The organism is Priestia sp. JV24, from assembly GCF_025910025.1.
Classification (GTDB): Bacteria; Bacillota; Bacilli; order Bacillales; family Bacillaceae_H; genus Priestia; species Priestia megaterium.
In genome coordinates, this window is the sequence record NZ_JAPCIN010000012.1 from 504,466 (window position 1) to 522,662 (window position 18,197).

Annotated in this window: 19 protein-coding genes; 13 read left to right on the top strand and 6 right to left on the bottom strand. The window is 34.9% G+C overall.

Going from position 1 to position 18,197, the window contains the following annotated elements; translation table 11 throughout:
• Positions 1-35 precede the first annotated feature (35 nt).
• From OK414_RS08235 to OK414_RS08245, 3 genes are read left to right on the top strand one after another with little or no spacing between them, the layout of a single operon-like run.
• Positions 36-1,472 carry a GntP family permease gene (locus tag OK414_RS08235; protein WP_034653100.1) on the top strand — a complete coding sequence of 479 codons (1,437 nt, stop codon included), beginning with the start codon at positions 36-38 and terminating at the stop codon, positions 1,470-1,472.
• A 37-nt stretch (positions 1,473-1,509) separates the two neighbouring features.
• Positions 1,510-2,271: an SDR family NAD(P)-dependent oxidoreductase gene (locus OK414_RS08240; protein WP_095379968.1), complete on the top strand. Its 762-nt coding sequence runs from the start codon at positions 1,510-1,512 to the stop codon at positions 2,269-2,271.
• Positions 2,268-3,227: a 3-hydroxyacyl-CoA dehydrogenase family protein gene (locus OK414_RS08245; protein ID WP_047932758.1), complete on the top strand. Its 960-nt coding sequence runs from the start codon at positions 2,268-2,270 to the stop codon at positions 3,225-3,227. Before OK414_RS08240 ends, OK414_RS08245 begins: the two co-directional genes overlap by 4 nt.
• Positions 3,228-3,313: 86 nt before the next feature.
• On the opposite strand, the gene OK414_RS08250 is transcribed toward OK414_RS08245, so the two are convergent.
• Positions 3,314-4,213, bottom strand: a complete 900-nt coding sequence (locus tag OK414_RS08250) for a DMT family transporter (protein ID WP_016763684.1) — start codon at positions 4,211-4,213, stop codon at positions 3,314-3,316.
• A 100-nt stretch (positions 4,214-4,313) separates the two neighbouring features.
• On the opposite strand from OK414_RS08250, the gene OK414_RS08255 reads away from it, so the two are divergent.
• A complete protein-coding gene (locus OK414_RS08255; protein ID WP_034655231.1) occupies positions 4,314-5,189 on the top strand; it encodes a LysR family transcriptional regulator in 876 nt (291 codons plus the stop codon).
• 665 nt (positions 5,190-5,854) lie between these two features.
• Here OK414_RS08255 and OK414_RS08260 read toward each other — a convergent pair.
• Positions 5,855-8,077, bottom strand: coding sequence for an MMPL family transporter (locus OK414_RS08260; RefSeq protein ID WP_263045376.1), 2,223 nt, complete (start codon positions 8,075-8,077; stop codon positions 5,855-5,857).
• Positions 8,078-8,212: 135 nt separating this feature from the next.
• Here OK414_RS08260 and OK414_RS08265 point away from each other — a divergent pair, with 135 nt between their 5' ends.
• The 6 genes from OK414_RS08265 (at position 8,213) to OK414_RS08290 (ending at position 13,279) form a co-directional block, all read left to right on the top strand.
• Entirely contained in the window at positions 8,213-8,833 is a 621-nt protein-coding gene (locus OK414_RS08265) for a TetR/AcrR family transcriptional regulator (protein WP_047932765.1), read from the top strand.
• Between the two features lie 381 nt (positions 8,834-9,214).
• Complete coding sequence (locus OK414_RS08270; protein ID WP_016766363.1) at positions 9,215-9,988, top strand: TerC family protein; 774 nt, start codon at positions 9,215-9,217, stop codon at positions 9,986-9,988.
• 713 nt (positions 9,989-10,701) lie between these two features.
• Positions 10,702-10,899, top strand: coding sequence for a hypothetical protein (locus tag OK414_RS08275; protein WP_034653090.1), 198 nt, complete (start codon positions 10,702-10,704; stop codon positions 10,897-10,899).
• 17 nt (positions 10,900-10,916) lie between these two features.
• Positions 10,917-11,207 (top strand): spore coat protein, encoded by a 291-nt coding sequence (locus OK414_RS08280; protein ID WP_016766365.1) that lies wholly within the window; start codon positions 10,917-10,919, stop codon positions 11,205-11,207.
• A 258-nt stretch (positions 11,208-11,465) separates the two neighbouring features.
• Entirely contained in the window at positions 11,466-11,792 is a 327-nt protein-coding gene (locus tag OK414_RS08285) for a general stress protein (RefSeq protein WP_016766366.1), read from the top strand.
• 725 nt (positions 11,793-12,517) lie between these two features.
• Positions 12,518-13,279, top strand: a complete 762-nt coding sequence (locus OK414_RS08290; RefSeq protein WP_095379971.1) for a PAS domain S-box protein — start codon at positions 12,518-12,520, stop codon at positions 13,277-13,279.
• Positions 13,280-14,062: 783 nt separating this feature from the next.
• Here the strand turns inward: OK414_RS08290 and OK414_RS08295 are convergent.
• Entirely contained in the window at positions 14,063-14,485 is a 423-nt protein-coding gene (locus OK414_RS08295; RefSeq protein WP_016766370.1) for an Lrp/AsnC family transcriptional regulator, read from the bottom strand.
• 144 nt (positions 14,486-14,629) lie between these two features.
• Here OK414_RS08295 and OK414_RS08300 point away from each other — a divergent pair, with 144 nt between their 5' ends.
• On the top strand, positions 14,630-14,836 hold the full coding sequence (locus OK414_RS08300; protein ID WP_016766371.1) for a DUF1272 domain-containing protein: 207 nt from the start codon (positions 14,630-14,632) through the stop codon (positions 14,834-14,836).
• Positions 14,837-15,223: 387 nt separating this feature from the next.
• On the opposite strand, the gene OK414_RS08305 is transcribed toward OK414_RS08300, so the two are convergent.
• A complete protein-coding gene (locus tag OK414_RS08305) occupies positions 15,224-15,721 on the bottom strand; it encodes a DinB family protein (RefSeq protein ID WP_095379972.1) in 498 nt (165 codons plus the stop codon).
• Positions 15,722-15,934: 213 nt separating this feature from the next.
• Between OK414_RS08305 and OK414_RS08310 the strand changes: the two genes are divergently transcribed.
• Together OK414_RS08310 and OK414_RS08315 are read left to right on the top strand one after the other, a co-directional pair.
• Positions 15,935-16,723 (top strand): hypothetical protein, encoded by a 789-nt coding sequence (locus OK414_RS08310; protein WP_263045375.1) that lies wholly within the window; start codon positions 15,935-15,937, stop codon positions 16,721-16,723.
• Between the two features lie 36 nt (positions 16,724-16,759).
• A complete protein-coding gene (locus OK414_RS08315) occupies positions 16,760-17,272 on the top strand; it encodes a hypothetical protein (protein ID WP_016766374.1) in 513 nt (170 codons plus the stop codon).
• Positions 17,273-17,509: 237 nt separating this feature from the next.
• Here OK414_RS08315 and OK414_RS08320 read toward each other — a convergent pair whose 3' ends face one another.
• Both OK414_RS08320 and OK414_RS08325 read right to left on the bottom strand, forming a co-directional pair.
• A complete protein-coding gene (locus OK414_RS08320; RefSeq protein WP_034653083.1) occupies positions 17,510-17,821 on the bottom strand; it encodes a DMT family transporter in 312 nt (103 codons plus the stop codon).
• On the bottom strand, positions 17,821-18,159 hold the full coding sequence (locus OK414_RS08325; RefSeq protein ID WP_034653082.1) for a DMT family transporter: 339 nt from the start codon (positions 18,157-18,159) through the stop codon (positions 17,821-17,823). The genes OK414_RS08320 and OK414_RS08325 overlap by 1 nt, the downstream gene beginning before the upstream one ends.
• Between the last annotated feature and the right edge of the window lie 38 nt (positions 18,160-18,197).

An 18,197-nucleotide genomic window follows, 5' to 3' on the forward strand; every position in this document is an offset into this window, starting at 1 on the left:
AATAAGTTGCGACGAGAAATATAGGGGGAGAAACAATGGATTTAGTCATCATTATACTTGCTTTGGGGCTCTTAATGCTTATTGCTTACCGAGGTTTTTCTGTCATTCTTTTTGCGCCTCTATGTGCGTTACTTGCGGTTATATTAACGGAACCTAGCTATGCTTTACCTTTCTTTTCTAATATTTTTATGGAAAAGATGGTCGGCTTTATTAAGAACTATTTTCCAGTCTTTTTATTAGGAGCAGTTTTTGGAAAGTTAGTTGAAATGTCTGGAATTGCTGAATCTATAGCTAAAACAATCATAAATTTAGTTGGTCGAAAACGAGCTATTTTAGCTATCGTTCTCATGTGTGCAATATTAACTTACAGCGGAGTCAGTTTGTTTGTAGTAGCGTTTGCCGTTTATCCATTTGCAGCGAACCTTTTTCGAGAAGCTAACATTCCTAAGCGACTTATTCCTGGAACCATTGCTTTAGGAGCTTTATCTTTTACAATGGATGCTATGCCGGGAACACCTCAAATTCAAAATGTAATACCGACTTCTTTTTTTAAGACAGATATTTATGCAGCTCCTATATTAGGAATAACTGGATCGCTCTTTGTACTTTGCCTAGGACTTCTTTATTTGGAAAGACGCCGTAAAAAAGCTCAAAGTGCAGGTGAAGGTTATTTTGGTTTTAATGGTGCTGGGGAAGAGATAGCTGTTGCTGCTGAAACAGTTAATATGTCAGCTGCTCCTTCTACTAATTCTGCTAGTATTGGGCGTCAGGTATTAGCATTTGTTCCTCTGATTTTAGTTGGAGTGGCCAATAAATTTTTCACTATATCTATTCCAAAGTGGTACCCAGAAGGTTTTGATTTTTCTAAGTTAGGTTTAGAAGCCTTTGGAAAAGTAGACTTAGCAACAGTAACAGGAATTTGGTCGGTAGAGCTAGCTTTAGTGCTAGGTATTATTACAGCACTTGCCTATGACTGGAAGCGCGTGACTAGTGGATTTCAACAAGGTATTAATGCCAGTATTGGCGGAGCTCTGCTAGCAGCTATGAATACAGGTTCTGAATATGGTTTTGGTGGAGTTATTGCATCTCTTCCCGGATTTGCAACTGTACGGGATAGCATCTCACATACTTTTACAAATCCACTTATTAATGGAGCTGTTACAACAAACGTATTAGCTGGAATCACGGGTTCAGCATCTGGCGGAATGGGGATAGCACTGAGTGCTATGGGAGATAAGTATATACAAGCTATTACACAATATAATATTCCTCCTGAAGTTATGCACCGTGTCGTAGCGATGGCATCGGGTGGGATGGATTCCTTACCTCATAACGGAGCCGTAATTACCCTACTTGCTGTTACTGGATTAACCCATAAACAAGCTTATGGAGATATCTTTGCAGTGACTATTTTTAAAACACTCGCATGCTTCTTTGTAATCCTTGTTTATAGTTTAACTGGTTTAGTTTGATAATAGAATCTATGAATCTAATAAAAGGAGGATTATAGTGACTTATTTTTCTGAACTCAAAGGAAAAAAAGTGCTGGTTACTGGAGGTAGTAAAGGGATTGGTAAGGATATTGCTTTGGCGCTCGCTAAACAAGGGGCAGACGTAGTCATTACAGGGCGTAACGAAGCTGATTTAGTGTCGACTACAAATGAATTAAAGCGGATTCATCCCAATTCTTTCTACTTAAAAGCAGATATACAAGATATACAAAGTGTGCATGAAATGGTAGATAACGCAGTTTCTACATTAGGTAATATTGATATACTCATAAACAATGCAGGCATTAATATTGCAAAACCAGCACTAGAAGTAACCGAAAAAGATTGGAATCAAGTCATAGACACCAATCTTAAAGGAACCTTTTTCTGTGCACAAAGAGTAGGCAAACATATGATAGAACAAGGAGGAGGAAAGATTATTAATATGGCGTCCCAAATGGCTTTTGTAGGGTATATTAAGCGCTCTGTCTATTGTTCTAGTAAAGGCGGCGCAGTTCAGTTAACAAAAGCACTTGCAGTTGAGTGGGCACCCTATAACGTAAGAGTAAATGCTGTGGCTCCTACTTTTATCGAGACAGATTTTACGAAAGAAATGTTTGAAGATGAGGAATTTTATCAGGATGTTGTTTCCCGTATCCCTTTAGGAAAATTGGCTCAGCCCTCCGATGTTACAGGAGCAGTTCTTTTTTTAGCTTCCGATTTAGCTCAGTTTATAACAGGAGAAACAATTAAAGTAGATGGAGGGTGGACAGCAATATGAGTGTTTCTAAAGAAGAATTAGCAATTATAGGTTCTGGTACAATGGGGCATTCTATCGCTTTATCTGCATCTATAGCAGGCTTCAACGTGAAAATTTGGGGAATAGATGATAATGATATTCACCGTGGGAAGCAAGGTATTGATGAAAAATTGAATTTGTTGACAACGTATGAGGTAGTGGATTCTAATGAGATAAAAAATATAAAAGAACGTATCTACTTTACAAATTCATTAAGAGAGTGTGTAAATAATGCGAGTTTCGTGATTGAAGGAATTCCAGAAAACTTATACTTAAAACAAAAAATGTTTCAAGAGTTAGATGAATTATGTTCCCAAAATGTAATACTTGCGAGTAACACATCCGGTTTGAGTCCAACTGATATTGCTGCTCTTACATCATATCCGGAAAGAACAGTAGTTACACATTTTTGGAATCCAGGACATTTGATCCCTCTTGTAGAAGTAATACGGGGAGAGCAGACGTCAGAACAGACTGTTAATCGATCGCTTGAATTACTTGAAAACTTGAATAAAAAGCCTATTGTGGTTCAAAAAGATATCCTTGGTTCAATTGGAAATCGACTGCAGTATGCTTTATTCCGTGAGGCTCAATATATTCTTGAGCAAGGGGTGGCCTCAATCGAGGATATTGATAAAGCTGTTTGTTACAGTATAGGTAGACGTTTGTCGGTGACAGGCCCATTTATGACAGCTGATATGGGAGGACTAGATGTATTTGATTCTATATCAGCCTATCTATTCCCCGATTTAAGCAATCATAATAAATCGTTTAGCAAGATAAAAAAACTTGTAGATGAGGGAAATTACGGACAAAAAACGGGAAAAGGATTTTATGAATGGTCACAGCAGCAATCAAAAAAAATGAACAAAGAACGTGAACAACAACTTATTTATTGGCTGAAAAGAGATTTAGAAGAGGAAAAAGAACAAAAATAAGTTCCTTTAATGAATAAATGAGCAAGTAAACCTTGAGAGGAAGTTATGAAAAAGAAAAGGATGATCCAAAGGGCCATCCTTTTCTTTTATTTTGATACTAGAAGAGGCTTTGAGGTTTTCGGTTTTATACTGACAAGTATTATACTGAAAATGACTAATAAGAGACCTACTAGTAGATTCATTGTAATTGGTTCTTTTAAAAATAATGAACTTGCTGTAATAGAAATAATAGGGATTAAAAAAGTATAGGTGGAAACTTTGCTTGCTTCTCCTGAACTAACAAGTGTAAAGAAATCAAGCCAACCCAGAGCAATGACGAACACAGATATGAACAACAATACGGCGATAAAAGCCGGATTCCATGAAATAGATGACCAGCTTTCTGTAAGTGTTCCGGAAGCCATTAAAAATAATCCACCAATAATAATGTGCAGTGTAGTAAGCCAAATTCCATCAACTTTATTAGAGGTTTTTTTCATAAATACAGTACCAAAAGCCCAACTTAAAGCAGAACCTAATGCAAGACAAATGCCTGTAATAGAAATATGGCCTTTTAAACCTCCAAGACAAATGACAAGAACGCCCGCAAATCCTAAAATAAGACCTAATATTTTGAAGGGATACATTGATTCACCAAGCCAAATCCAAGAAAATAATCCCATTAAGATTGGTTGAAAGAAAACAATCGCGGTAAAAAGTCCGGCCGGTAAATAATTTAATCCAATCGTCTGAAGTCCATAGAATAAGATGATATTAAATAGTGCGGATATAAAATAAATAGGCCATGTCTCTTTAAAACGAAGCATTTTATATCTAGGAACGGCAATTATGAGTAATATGATTCCGCCGATAAATAATCGTATACCTGCAAATAAAAGTGGTGGAGAGTAGTGCAGCGCGAATTTCGTTAGAGGCCAGTTTATTCCCCACATAAAAACAAGAAATGCAAGAAAAAATCCAATTCGCGTTTTAGAATATTGCTTCATGATAAAACCTCCTTGTTATGATTACATTAAACATGATACGATAGGAAGATGAATAAAGAAAATGAATGTTTTTTATAAGGAGTATAAGTAATCACTTATGATAACAATTACACAACTTCAAGTATTAGTAAAAGCTATTGACACGGGAAGTTTTACAAAGGCTAGTCATGTTTTGAATATGACTCAGCCAGCTGTCAGCCATGCAATATCTAACTTAGAAGCTGATTTGGGCGTTAAATTGCTTCTAAGGGATCGTAAAAGAGGTCTACTTTTAACTGATATTGGGGAACGTATTTTAGTACATATTCGAGCAGTATTAAATCATATTGAAAAAGTGGAACAAGAAGTAGCAGCTGAAAAGGGGTTTGAAGTAGGAACAATAAGAATAGGAAGTTTTCCTAGTGCATCTACGAAATTTTTACCCGGAATCATTAAAGTTTTTAAACAAAAATATCCTTCTCTCCAGCTAATTGTTCATGAAGGAACATTAGATGAAATTAAAAGTTGGCTCAAATCTAAAGCTATCGATATAGGGTTTATCGTTCTTCCAAGCACAAGTATGGATATTGTGCCGATTGCTAAAGATGAAATGGTAGTTTTAGTACCAAAAACTCACGCTTTATCTGAAAAAAATTCTATTAGTATTAATGACTTAGATAATGAGCCATTAATTTTGTGCAGAGGAGGGTTTGAATCTCCCATTATAGATATGTTTAATAAAGCTAAAGTGAAATTAAGAGCTGAATTTACGGTTTCTCATATCAATACTCTATTAAAAATGATTCAAGAAGACTTAGGCTTGGCCATAGCTCCTAAATTTTCATTAACAAGTGTACCTGAAGGAATTGCTATAAAAAAATTAGAACCAAGGTTTTGTAGAGAAATCGCACTAGCAGTTCCAGCGTTAAAAGAAGCGTCCATTGCTGTAAAGTTATTTATTAAGGAAATGAGAAATCTAGATAGTGAAGCTGAATAAGAAAATGAAAAGCCTCTCCAATATTTTACCAAATTAAAGTCTTCTTCAACTAATAGAGAAAAAAAGAATAGCTAATAAAAAACATTTCTTAATTTTGAGGAATCACTTCATTCGATACTTGATTGGATCTTTCACTTATTTACTGGTAACACTTGTTATAGCATGGAATATAGATTTGTCTTGATTATTTCTCTATATGATATGTATGTTAACTTGAAAATCGTGTAATAAATTGAGTAAATAATGATAAGGAAAGCGAGAGAGAATTAGAAGAGGCGAAAGCTCAATTGATTCATAACATACAAAGGAATCTTTATTAATGCAGAGGATAGGAAATATAACGACTCGGCAATAAGAGGCTAGTTTGAACGAATCTAAGATGACTAAAAATGGTTAGTTTTCGTATTCTCTAATAGAGTAGAACTAGTTAAAAGCGTGGATTAAATCTAACCCACACCCTTTTTTAATCTATTAAGAACGCTTGGACAAGAAACTTAAGGATGGTTATCACTTGTTTCCATTTAACGTAAAGCTAACAGATAAAAAAGAGAATAGATGGAAGTGAAGTAAAAAAGCAAAGAGAATATTCTCTTTGCTTTTTTCTTGTTTTCATATTCATAGAAGCTACATAGTAAATTATATATATAACATCTTTGTTCAAATACTTACTGCTCTTTTTCTGATACCATTTCAACTTTACCTGGCCAGAAAGCAAATCTTCCTAAAACCGTAGTAATCGCAGGTACAAGGAATGGTCGCACAATAAATGTATCTAACAGAACACCTAAAGCCGTGATAATTCCAAACTGAACCAGAACTTGAATAGGCAGTGTTGCTAGAACCGCGAAGGTAGCAGCTAAAATGATTCCAGCTGATGTAATAACACCGCTTGTTTCGCTTACGCCTTCTTTAATTGCTTGCTTTAATGGCATGTGCTTCTTTTTCTGCCAGATGCTTGAGATCATAAAGATATTATAATCCTCACCAAGCGCCACTAAAAATACAAATGCATATAAAGGAATCGCTCCTTGTATAGCATCTGCCCCCATGATGTTGTGAATAATGAGCCAGCCTAATCCTAAGGCTGCACTGTAGGATAAGATAACCGTTCCAACCAAGTAAAGCATGGCTACAATGGAACGCAAGTAAGCCAATAGCAGGAGCGATATAAAAATAATAATTAATGGGACAATGATACTGTCGTCTTTATCACTAACTGTCATTGTGTCATACTGTGTTGCTGTTTGACCGCCGATCCATACTTTGGATTTGACTGCGGAAACTCCGGACTGTGACAGTGCCTTTTCAGCTGCATCTCTCAAGTCTGGAATAGCTTTCATTGCTTCTATACTATATGGATTCACATTAAACATAACGTCATATACTTTTAGATCCTCATTATTTGTACCACTTTGAGGTGCAGAAACAGTACTAATAAGGTCATTTTTCTTTAATGCTTTTTCAAGGTCAACCGATTTTCCTTCCGTATCAATGACTACTTGTGCTGGTGCTAGTTCACCAGGAGAGTAAGCATCAGAAATAATCGTAAATCCTTCACGAGAAGGCATATCTTCAGGGAAAGAAGACAATAAATCATATGTGTACTTGATTTGACTAGAGTAAATGGATAAAGCTCCAAAAAAGACTAGACAAGCTACAATGATTGTCCATGGTTTAGTCGTAACCACATTACCAATCCAATTCCCGACACGGTTTTTCGCTTTTCGGTCACGCACCGGTTTTCCTTTCTTTTTCGCCAATTCCTCTTCCATTTCAGGAGTACGAGGGACGAAAGGATAAAAAGAACCTCTTCCCATAACCGAAAGCAGGGCGGGAATAAGTGTTAAACTTGCTAATCCCATAATCAGAATAGATAAGCTAAAAGGGATTGTAAAACGATGGTAAGCACCGTATTTTGCTACGATTAAAGCTAAAAGAGAGATGACAACCGTAAAGCCACTCATCGCTATAGCACCTGAAGCACCTTTAAAGGCGTTGATAAGTGCTTGTCTCTTGTCTTTTACTTTGCGAAGCTCATCGCGATAATGAGAAATTAAAAATAAACAATAGTCTGTTCCGGCTCCAAATAATAAAACAGTCATAATGGATATGGACTGCGAGTCAACCGTAATCCATCCTTTATCTGCTAAAATACCGAGAATTGGACTCAGCACCCCATAGGCAAAACCTACGCCGATTAAAGGAATAATCGCTAAAATTGGGGAACGATAAATGACAAGAAGTAAAATTAAGACCAATAAAACTGTCGCAATTAGTAACGAAACGTCTGCTCCTTCAAATAAGCTCGTTGCATCTACTTGAATTCCTACAGGACCCGTAACGCGCGTGCTTAATTTATCTTTTTCATCGATATCTGTCGCAAAAGAATCGTATGAAACGTTTTCTTTTACTTGTTTTTTAACCGTATCTAGATTTTTTTCTAGTACATCCGTCTCAACGTTTTCTTTAAAGAAAATAGGCTGTACAAGCGTGGTACCATCTTTTGATATCATTTTTTGTAGAGCTGCTAACGGTAATTTGTGCAAAGGCGGAGTAGACGTTTGTTCTTCTAATGGTTTCTTTTCTAAATCTGCCGCCACTTGCTGAATAGATTTTAAGTCATCGGTATTCAAACCTGAATCTTTATGCCATGTAAGCAGGGCAGGAACCCCTGAAGAGTTAGGGAATTCTTTCTTTATAAGATTTTCAGCCTCTACGGAAGGTGAATTCTTACTTAAGTTTGGTGCATTGTTCACTTCCGTTTTATTAACGGCAGGCCAAGCAATTGTTAGAAATGCAGTTGCCAGAATCCATACGGCAATAACAACCCAACGACTCACTTTTCCAGTCATCAATCGACTGAATGTTGCTAAAGGTGATTCTTTCATTAATTCTCCCTCATTTCCAAATCTGTTTGTTTCTATTACAATATATATAGAACCTTCAATAATTATATATACCAGAAGGTTAATTAATCAACTAGTTTAAATGTGCCAATTTCTTGAACTAGAAGGAGGGCCCTTATGAATACTGATAAGACACCGAAAAAAAAGCCTGGCAGACCTAAAATAACAACTGAAAATAATATAACAAGAGAGCAAATTTTAAAAACAGCTGCCCATCTCTTTATGGCATATGGATACGAAAAAGTTTCAATGGAGCAAGTGGCTGAAGCAAGCGATGTGACCAAGGCCAGCGTTTACTACTATTTTAAAAATAAGGCAACTTTGTTTACCGTTTCGGTATCAAGTATGTTCCAACGTATCACAAAACAGACAGAAAAATTATTACAAAACTCCAAAGGGCTGAAACACAGATTATATGAGGTAACATTAGATCATTTAAAAAGACCGCATATTGATTTTGAAACATTATTGCAAGAAGCGACTTCTTCGCTTACAGAAGGTCATATTCATGAAATTCGTGAAGCGGAGAAAGCAATACATGAGGCATTGGAGAACGTATTCAAGCAAGCTGCAAAAAGCGGTGAAATTGTCGTAGCAAGTCCCAGATTGCTTGCGCATACATTTTCCACGGTAACAATGATTCGGAACAAAAAAGAATTAATTACAGAATTAGGAGGCCCTGAAAAAACGGCTCAGGCTCTAGTGGACCTGTTTTGGGTGGGGATTAGTCCTAATTGACGTTTTTATTCCAGCGTAAAAAAAGAAATAAAAAGCGGCTAAAACATATTGATCAATATGTTTTAGCCGCTTTTTATTTGGCCGTAAGTACTTTGTGGAAATCGGTAAATAATAGCGATGATTACATGTTAAGTGACAAACTTATAAATAAATGGTGGTTCAACGTTTTCATTAACAACCCAACAAGGCGAAGTTATATGATGAAAACGTAAAAATTTAATAATTTGGTTTTTATTTGTATTTTAAATAATACTTTATAAAAGGTTAGTGTTAAAATAATGAAAATCCTAGCTTTTAGAGTTGCGTTTAGTATATATGGTTATTCTATTGTAAACAAAACCTTTAGTATAACAGCTTATATTTTGGAAAGGGGAAAATTGGATGGAATCTATTTGGCTTGAATATGTGTGGGCACTATTGATTCTAATCGGGTTAGAGGGGTTATTATCAGCCGATAATGCTCTTGTACTAGCAGTTATAGCTAAACATTTGCCCGAGGATCAGAAAAAAAGAGCGATTAATTACGGAATTCTTATGGCATTTATTTTTCGATTTGGAGCTCTTTTTGCCATTTCATTTATCGCCAACGTCTGGTGGATACAAGCCGTAGGAGCAGTTTATCTTCTGTATTTAGGTTTAAAGCATGTCATTCAGGCGCGGTTTGGGAAACATAATGAGAATATTCATGATGATGATGAGAAGGAGTCTGCTGGAAAGGGGTTCTGGCCGACAGTTGGGAAAATTGCGTTAGCTGACCTTGCTTTTGCCATCGATTCTATTTTAGCTGCAGTGGCCATAGCTCTTGGACTTCCGGATTCACAGTTTGGAGAAATCGGTGGGATGGACGGAGGGCAGTTTGCAGTTGTAGTTCTTGGAGGAGTTGCAGGCCTTATCTTAATCAAGTTTGCAGCAAGCTGGTTTGTAAAACTCCTTGAAAAACGACCTGCCCTAGAAACGACAGCATACGCCATTGTTGCCTGGGTAGGTGTGAAACTTGCTGTTATTACTTTTGCCCATAAAGATATTGGTGTCTTAGATCCCCATTTTCCTCATAGCACCATCTGGACTCTAATTTTCTATGGAGTATTAGTTGGTATTGCTCTATTAGGTTGGTTTGCACCTGGCAATAAGTCATCAGAAAAATCATCGGCCTAGAAGGTAATCGAGTGTGATAATCACCCTGAATTCATCAATTAACCTTACTCTTTCCTTCCAAACGGATCCTCGCTTTAATATTTAAAAGCATGTTTAGATTTTATAGAAAAGTGAGTTTTGGTGATTCAGGTGTAATTATCAAGTGCGTTAATCCAAGCTGGGTTAACGCACTTTTTAATTGAAACTTTTTAATTGAAATGGTTGCGCAAACGAACTTGGTTATTTTATTTCTGATTTTTGTGCCTTTTACGATAGTCAGTAAAGCAGGAAATTAAGAAAATCCCAATAAAAAAACCAATAAAAAGACCGATAAGACTTTCTATTTGAACATCTTTTTCTCCAATTATTTGACCGTAAATTACCCTGAATATAACATCAACAAAAGAGAGAACAACAGCCTTGATGGTAATATGTAAACAATTAATAAAATCACACCTTTTACAAAATGTATTACGCAATTTTAAACGATTAAAAAGGTCTAGAAAGAAAGACTTACAATTTAAGATTCATTGAAGGGTTACATATTACACCTAAAGGGATTTATTCTGCAATACAATAGAAGGTCAATTGCAAAAACAGGTGATTATTTTTGTTAGTTTTAATATTCCTGTTTCTTTTTCTGAAACTTTTAAAAAATAACGAATACTTGTTTAAATGGAATTGATTTGGGAATATAATTCACAAGTCAAAAAAATGACAAGGAGGATGAAAACATGGCAAAGGGACTAGCTATGCACGAAACGCTAGAAGTTCATGAAATCTTAACGCTTAAAACATCATGTGTAACAAAAGGAACAGCGATGTTGGAATTGGTAGAGGATGAGGAATTAAAAAAGATTCTTGAAGAAGATGTCCAAGCATCTACTGAAGCGATTAAAGAATTGAAAAAAATCTTAAAGAAAGCTCAATAAATAGGAGGGGTAGAAAAATGGCCACTAAAAGTACTCTTACTAAAACGTTAGACGATCTTGCTATTGCGACTGATTTATTATTGTCAGCTAAGAGTGGTGTACGAACATATGCTGTAGCGCTTACGGAAACAGCGACGCCGGAAGTTCGAAAGGTATTAAAAAAACAATTAAATGAAACCATCGAGCTTCATGAAAAGATTGCTCAATATATGATTGATAATGAAATGTATCACGCCTATGATGTAGAAGAACAAGTAAATCACGATTTAAAAAAGGCAGATAAAGCGTTAGATTTAGCGAAAGGTTAACTAAAATTCCCCCTCTGACAATAGAGGGGGAATTTTTTAAGGTTACATAAAAAGTTCTCTTTTGATATTTCTACAAAGGAAAAGAAGTCTATATTTTATTCTCTTAGAAGTAGATAACTTACCCCACTTTATACAATATTTAGATGATATTTTATAGTCTTTTATCCCATATCCGAATAAATTGGTTTTAATTGGCTGCTGAAGGATATACCTATTAGTAGAACGACATATTCTATGGGGATAGAGGAGGAGAAAATAGTGAAGGAAATTAAAGTAGCAGAAAATAGTGGTCAGGCAAATAAGTTTATTGAAGAGTTTTTTGCTAACGGGTTTAGTAAAAACGAAATTTATTTATTGACCTATAATAAAGAGCGCTCGGAATATTTAACAAATACAACAAATACAAAAGAATATCGAGCTTCTGAACAAGGAGTTTTTGAATCCGCAGTTAATAAGTTATTTTCTCGTGAAGATGAACTTCATTCTAAAATGGCCTCGTTAGGTTTAACCCAAGAAGAAGCTAAACAGTGTGTCGGTGAAATGAAACAAGAACGTATAATCATTATTGCAAAAAAAGATATGTAATGGTTTTTCCTAGGAATAACTTTCGAAGAAACTAACTGATCGAGAACTATTAGTAAATCATACTAGCATGTTGCTTTATATATAATATTTGTTCTTCTGTACAAAGGGTTTATGAATAGGAAAGCTACTGAACGAAAAGTATATTACTAGAGTCGTTTACTACTCTCATATGGAGGTGAAAGGATAATGATTCAATTTTTTGGTATCCACATAGGGACGTTATACTTTCCTACAAGTATCCTTCTAATTACTTTATTAGTTTTAGTAGGTTTTATTATCTATTTTCTTAGTAGAAGAAAAAGAAATAGAGATCAAACGATTCATTCAAATGAGAATAGAGTAAAGGGCAAAAGAGGAAAAGATAAAACTCTGTAAATGATCTAAAAGAAGAATTAATATATTTCGTCATCAAACAGAATTTCAGTTTGAAGTGAAAGTAAATCATTCTCACCTTACAGTTCCTGATAAGCCTTACACCATATTTAAACCTTGAGAAGGTATGATTTAAATAAATGCAGAGAGGGCCCTTGAATTCATTTCCAAGGGCTGTTTTTATTTGTATTCTGTAAAGGACAGACGACCTTTTAATCTTTTATTTTCTTACTATTTCTTATTTATAACTTCAAAAGAAACTTTATTATCGTTTTTTAAGATCTTAAACAAGCAATTGAACCCTTGATAAATTTGAAATAGTAGTCTAACCTTCATATTAAGGAGTGAAAATTATGAACGAAAACATTTCGGGTATTGATTATCAAGAAGTCATTGAATATGCGTTAGATCCACTCATTATTCATTCAAATCATAAGATTATATATGTTAACCACGCAGCTGAACATTTTTTTAGAGGAAAAAGGGAAGATATCATAGGTGCCAGTCCTTTAGATATATTTCAAGAAACATCTAAAGCAGCAATAAGGAAAAGAATCCAATCTGCTTATGAACGTCCAGCAGAGCTTATTGAGGAAACCATATTTAGATTGGACGGGACAACTGTTAATGTTGAATTATATTGTCATCCCTTGCTGCTGGGAGATAAAAAAGTAATCCAAACCTATGTGAGAGATATTACGGTAAAAAAAGAGAGTGAAACAAGACAAAAAGAAATAATAAAGCAAATAAATGAACTGTCTACAACCCTTGTTCCTCTTTTAGAGGGAATCGCTGTACTTCCCTTAGTAGGATCCATAGATGAGCAAAGAGCAAACCAACTTTTAATGGCTGTTCCAGTAAAAGTGCAGACGCAAAATATAAATTGTTTAATTATAGATTTTTCCGGTATTTATACATTGAATTCAATTGTAACGGAGCATCTTTTTAAAATTAATAGCGTTATGTCACTACTTGGAGTGCAATGTATCTTAACAGGATTAAGGCCAGAATTATCTCGCTCTGCTGTACAGCTAGGTATTAATTTAGATTCTACCCGGACAATGGCTACTGTAAAAAACGCACTTCATTTTTTGGGAATTACTTCTAGTGAATAACCTGTAAAATGAAAATAACTAAAGTAACTTCTACGTTTTTAAAGATACATATGATATGAATCTTTAGATGGTGCTACTTTCAGAGGAAGTTTCTTATTAAAGAAATAGTGGCATCGTCTTTATGGTTTCGTGCTGTTTTAAATATTTTTAGATGGTTTTTTAAAATTAGATTTGTATCTTGTATACATTAGAAAAACAAAAGAAACTCCTGAACATATACCAGGAGTTTCTTTTGTTTAAAATAACATATTGTGCAATCGCACGTTTGTTAAATAAAAGATAGAAGAATCATTGAATCGCTTTCTTCAGTTTAAGATCTTGTATAAAGCTTCAGAAGCGTTATCTATATCATAATCGTTATAATTTAAGGTTTTTTGATCCGTAAGTGTAGTGATTTGAAAAATCTTAGATGTTTTACAATACGACAGTTCCAGTACTTGAGGAATGGTATGAGTAATAGCACTATCCTCATATTGAATCAGAGTATAAAGCGTCTTTTTTATTTCAAGTATATTCATAAAAGTACCTCTTTCCATTATAAGGAAACCCAGGGTACAAAGAGACCATATAATTTTAATTTATGTTCTTTCTCTATTGTAACATATGAACGTATAGAAAAATACCTGTCGAGAACAGACAGTATGGTAACTGCAATTGTAAATTCTATGCACTTCTAATTTTGCTAGCTGGTCAGTTAAAAAGGTGACCATTAACAGAACATGTTCTTCTTATAATAGAATTACCTTGAATAGATTCAGTAATAAAAAAGAGTAGATTATTAATCTACTTTATGGCTTTATAAACAACTGGTGAGGAAAGTTTAATCAATGTAGATGGCTGCCCAAAAGCCATAGATTCATCAATGAATGTTTCAAGAGATTGAACGGAATTAGTTAAAACTTTTACTAAGTAGTTGTATTGACCTGCCAGACGATGACATTCGATAACTTCAGGGTGTTCTTTGCAATATTCTACAAATTGTCTGCAGTTTGTATTGCTGTATAAAATAAAAGCAGTTACAGGTTTGTTAAAATTTTCAGGATTAATTATTGCTCTATATCCATCTATTATATTTTTTTCTTCAAGTTTTTTTACTCTTTCATTAACAGCAGGGGTAGATAAACCAACCAGCTTTCCCAACTGTGTAACGGACAAACGAGCATTCTCTTGTAGATGTAGTAATATATTTTTATCAATTTCATCCATAAAACATACCCCGCTTTAAATTATAAATTAAAATAATAGGTTTTCCGTCAATATTAAAGTTATTATTTAGTAATACAATAAGAAACATATGTAAAAATAGAAATTTATAGAATACAATTTAATTATATCAAAAGGAGGGATTTAATGGCTTTAGAAATGAGAAATACATGCGAAAAGTGCAATAAGAAACTCCATAATAGCTCTGTTGCTTATATCTGTACACATGAATGTACATTTTGTGATAAATGTAGTGAAAACGAGATGTATATTTGTCCTAACTGTGGAGGAGAACTAGTTAAAAGACCAAGGGGTAAAGAACATTCGTTAAGTTGCTCACTGAGCTTGTCATGAATTTAGATGCAACACTACATAGATAGTGCAGTCAAAACAGCTACTATCAATGAGGTGGGCATTCAACAGCGAGCCGCAACAGGTTTAAGTACGGAACAAATTATAAAGCATCATAGTGAAAGTTTACATGGTCATTGCAATGTTGCACACTTTCAATTGTCAGAAATGCAGAAGAAGACTTGCTTCGTCTGACATATTATTCTTATAGGTAATTAATTGCACGAAGACAAAGATTTTTAGAGTACTGAAAATCGAATTCAGTAATCAATTGATTTATAGATAAAACAAAAGGTAATAGCACATAACTAAAACAAAGCCCTAAAAGTGTCTAATCGACGATTCTTAGGGCTTTGTTTCTGCCAATCATTGGGGCTCAATCGGTTTGTATTAAGCAGGAAAGCCTCCTGTTGGCGGTGGCCATGCTCCGTTTAACCTTCTCATAATGACAATTTCACCTAGATGATAGCTGTTGTGAGAAGCAATATTACGCAGTAATCCCCCTGGGGTTTCACTTGGCCAAGCATCCAGAGGTTCTTCGATTGCTAATGTATCAGCTAAGTGACAAGCTTCGTCAATTCCATCACAAAAATGCTGGATTGTCTTTTTCCATTCTTCCTCATCAACCGGAGCAGGGTGTTCAGGCCAGCTTTTACTTACACTTTTCGGTCTTTCAGGGTTTTCTCCTTTAGCAAGGGCAAGTAAAAAGTCTTGCCAATAGCTCATATGCTTCACTAATTGATAAATAGAATAAGGTAATTCTTCTTGTTTATGTGAAGCAAGCTCCATATTAATATCAGTTATTGCGTTAATCGTCGGAAGATGGCCTCTTTCACCTCGCAGTGATTTGATAAGCGCATTACGAAATGCTGTATTCGTTTGTGTCATGTTTTTTCAGCCTTTCTTTTTCAAAGTATTAAGCTTGTAACAGTCTAACACAAATCAGTTTAATATATGTACTTCTGTGATTAACGACTTACTATAACAAAGCCACTAAAATAAATAGTATCAATCACAATTTTTTGTTTGTAAGTCACCTTTATATGAAGAAATATGGTTTAATATAAAATATATAGAAATAAGTAGAAAAAGGTACCCTTTATGGAAAGTGAAAAAGATTATGTGATTTTGAGAAAGACGATAACAACTCTTTCTACAAGCTTTATTTTAGCTTACCTTTTGACAATAACAGGTCTGGTTCAACAGCTAACTGACGGAGAAGAACTATCGTATCATACTGGAAATGACATGGCAGGGTGGTTCCTTGTATATCTTTTTTATGTAGGGGCAGTTATTGCTGTATACGGAAATTTTGTCTCAGTTATACTGGACGCTATTCGAAAGAAATGGCTTCCCAACATGAGATGGCTATTTGTCTTCTTCCACGGCATATTAGGCTTAATTAACGGCTTGTTTTTTCAAGATACATATTTGGCTTATTACGGGATGGCAGCTGCTATGTTATATGCATGTATAGATGTGTGGATAGAAAGAAGAATTGACAGGGAAAAAAGTACAAAAGTATTGCTAATTATACCTCTTATTCTTTTACTTCTCAGTTGGAGTATACTAGAAGCAATATCACCTAGTCTTCCGTCATTTACGAAAGAAGATGCTATAGAGTTTGCGACAAGTGGTGAAGGAACGGATATTGATCTATTTCCTGATAAAGCGGGAACGTGGAAAGGAACGTTTGAGGGATATCACGTTCAAAGAAGCACCCGTGCTAAAAAGTTAAATAAAGAGTTATACCTTGTGACCTTTGAAGAAAACTGGACCAACGGGAAACGAAAAGGACACTATGTAATGTCTTATAAAGTAAATCGCAGCAGTGTCTCAGGGTATGGCGGAAGTGATACAACACGAAAAGGTATTAGAACAATAAAATAGTAAAAATTAAGTTTATGAATAAAGGAGCTTTGATCTATGTCTAAAATTTCCCTAGCAGAGGCTGTGAAATTGAAAAGTGTATTATCAAAACGAATACACGAATTAGAAGAAGAGATGGATCGTGTTGCATTTGTAGAGATTGAAAAAGGGGAGAAGATTCCTCCTCAGGCTCGATCACTATCTGATGTTGAACAGGATTTAGAGGACATTCGAAAGGATTTGCGTCTACTTGATAAATTAATGTATCAGGCCAATATCCAAAATAATATTACTTATAATGAACACAAACTAACAATTGTAGAAGCGATTGAATATGCCACTCAATTACGTGCTAAAGCAAGAAAATACAAAGAGTTTGGATCATCGTCTAAAGAAGAATATCCCTACTATGGAGAAGGGGTATCCATTATTAAAGTGGCTACATTTGATCCTGAAGAATATCGTCTAAGAGGGCTAGAGGTTGAAAAGAAAGCAAATAGATTATCAAATTTAATTAACGCTAAAAACTATCAAATAGAGTTAGAGTTTGATGGAGATAAATATTTTTAACCCTTGAAGAGGTGAGACTCCCTTCAAGGCATAGAAGGAGAATGTTTAGTGTACTCAAAGTACTATTGTGATGGCGAGTGATAAAACCAATAATCCAATGACCCATTACACTGTTACTATTTACCAATAACTAACTATAGCAATGGACGGTCGATGACCAATACCTCCTTGTTTTTAACTCCTTCTATGGTGCCCTTACTTGTAAGTTAAGTAAGGGCCTTATTTATCTTATTTTTATTAGAAAGCTTTCAGTATAATAACACCTGTAATAATAAGAGTAACCGAGATAATCTTTCTTTTGTTTTTTGATTCCTTAAATATATAAATACCTAACAGCGTTGTACTAACAATCGTCAGCCCTGCCCATATAGCAAAAACGATTCCAATTTCAAAATAGTGCGTCGTTAGAGAAATAAAATAAATACAAGCAATGAAGAGTAGAAATGCGCCTATCGTGGGAACAGTTTGTCTAAGGCCTTTAGATAGTTTTACACACATTTGGCCTGCAATGCCTAAAACTAAGCCCATCGTTAAAAATACGTATCCCATTACGCTGTCCTTCTTTCTTTAGAGCTCCCTTTAATGTTAAGAGAAACTGCACCGATTATAATAAGAGAAACTCCTAAAATTTTAGATAAAGAAATAGTTTCATCAAAAAAGATAATACCTGTGACAACAACAAGTACAGTTGCTCCTCCTGCATACAAAGCACTTGCTACTCCTACTTCACCTTTGGCGTTAATTAGCATATAAGCAGCAATTGAAGAACAATAAAATAGTATGGCGAGAACAGTAGGAACAAAGTTTGTGAATCCATTTGTAAGATTAAGAAAAAATACTGCGATTACCTCCAAGATGATGGCAAGAAACAATAGTAAATAAAACACTCAGATCTCCTCCTTTCAGTCACCTGATTTTAAGAACT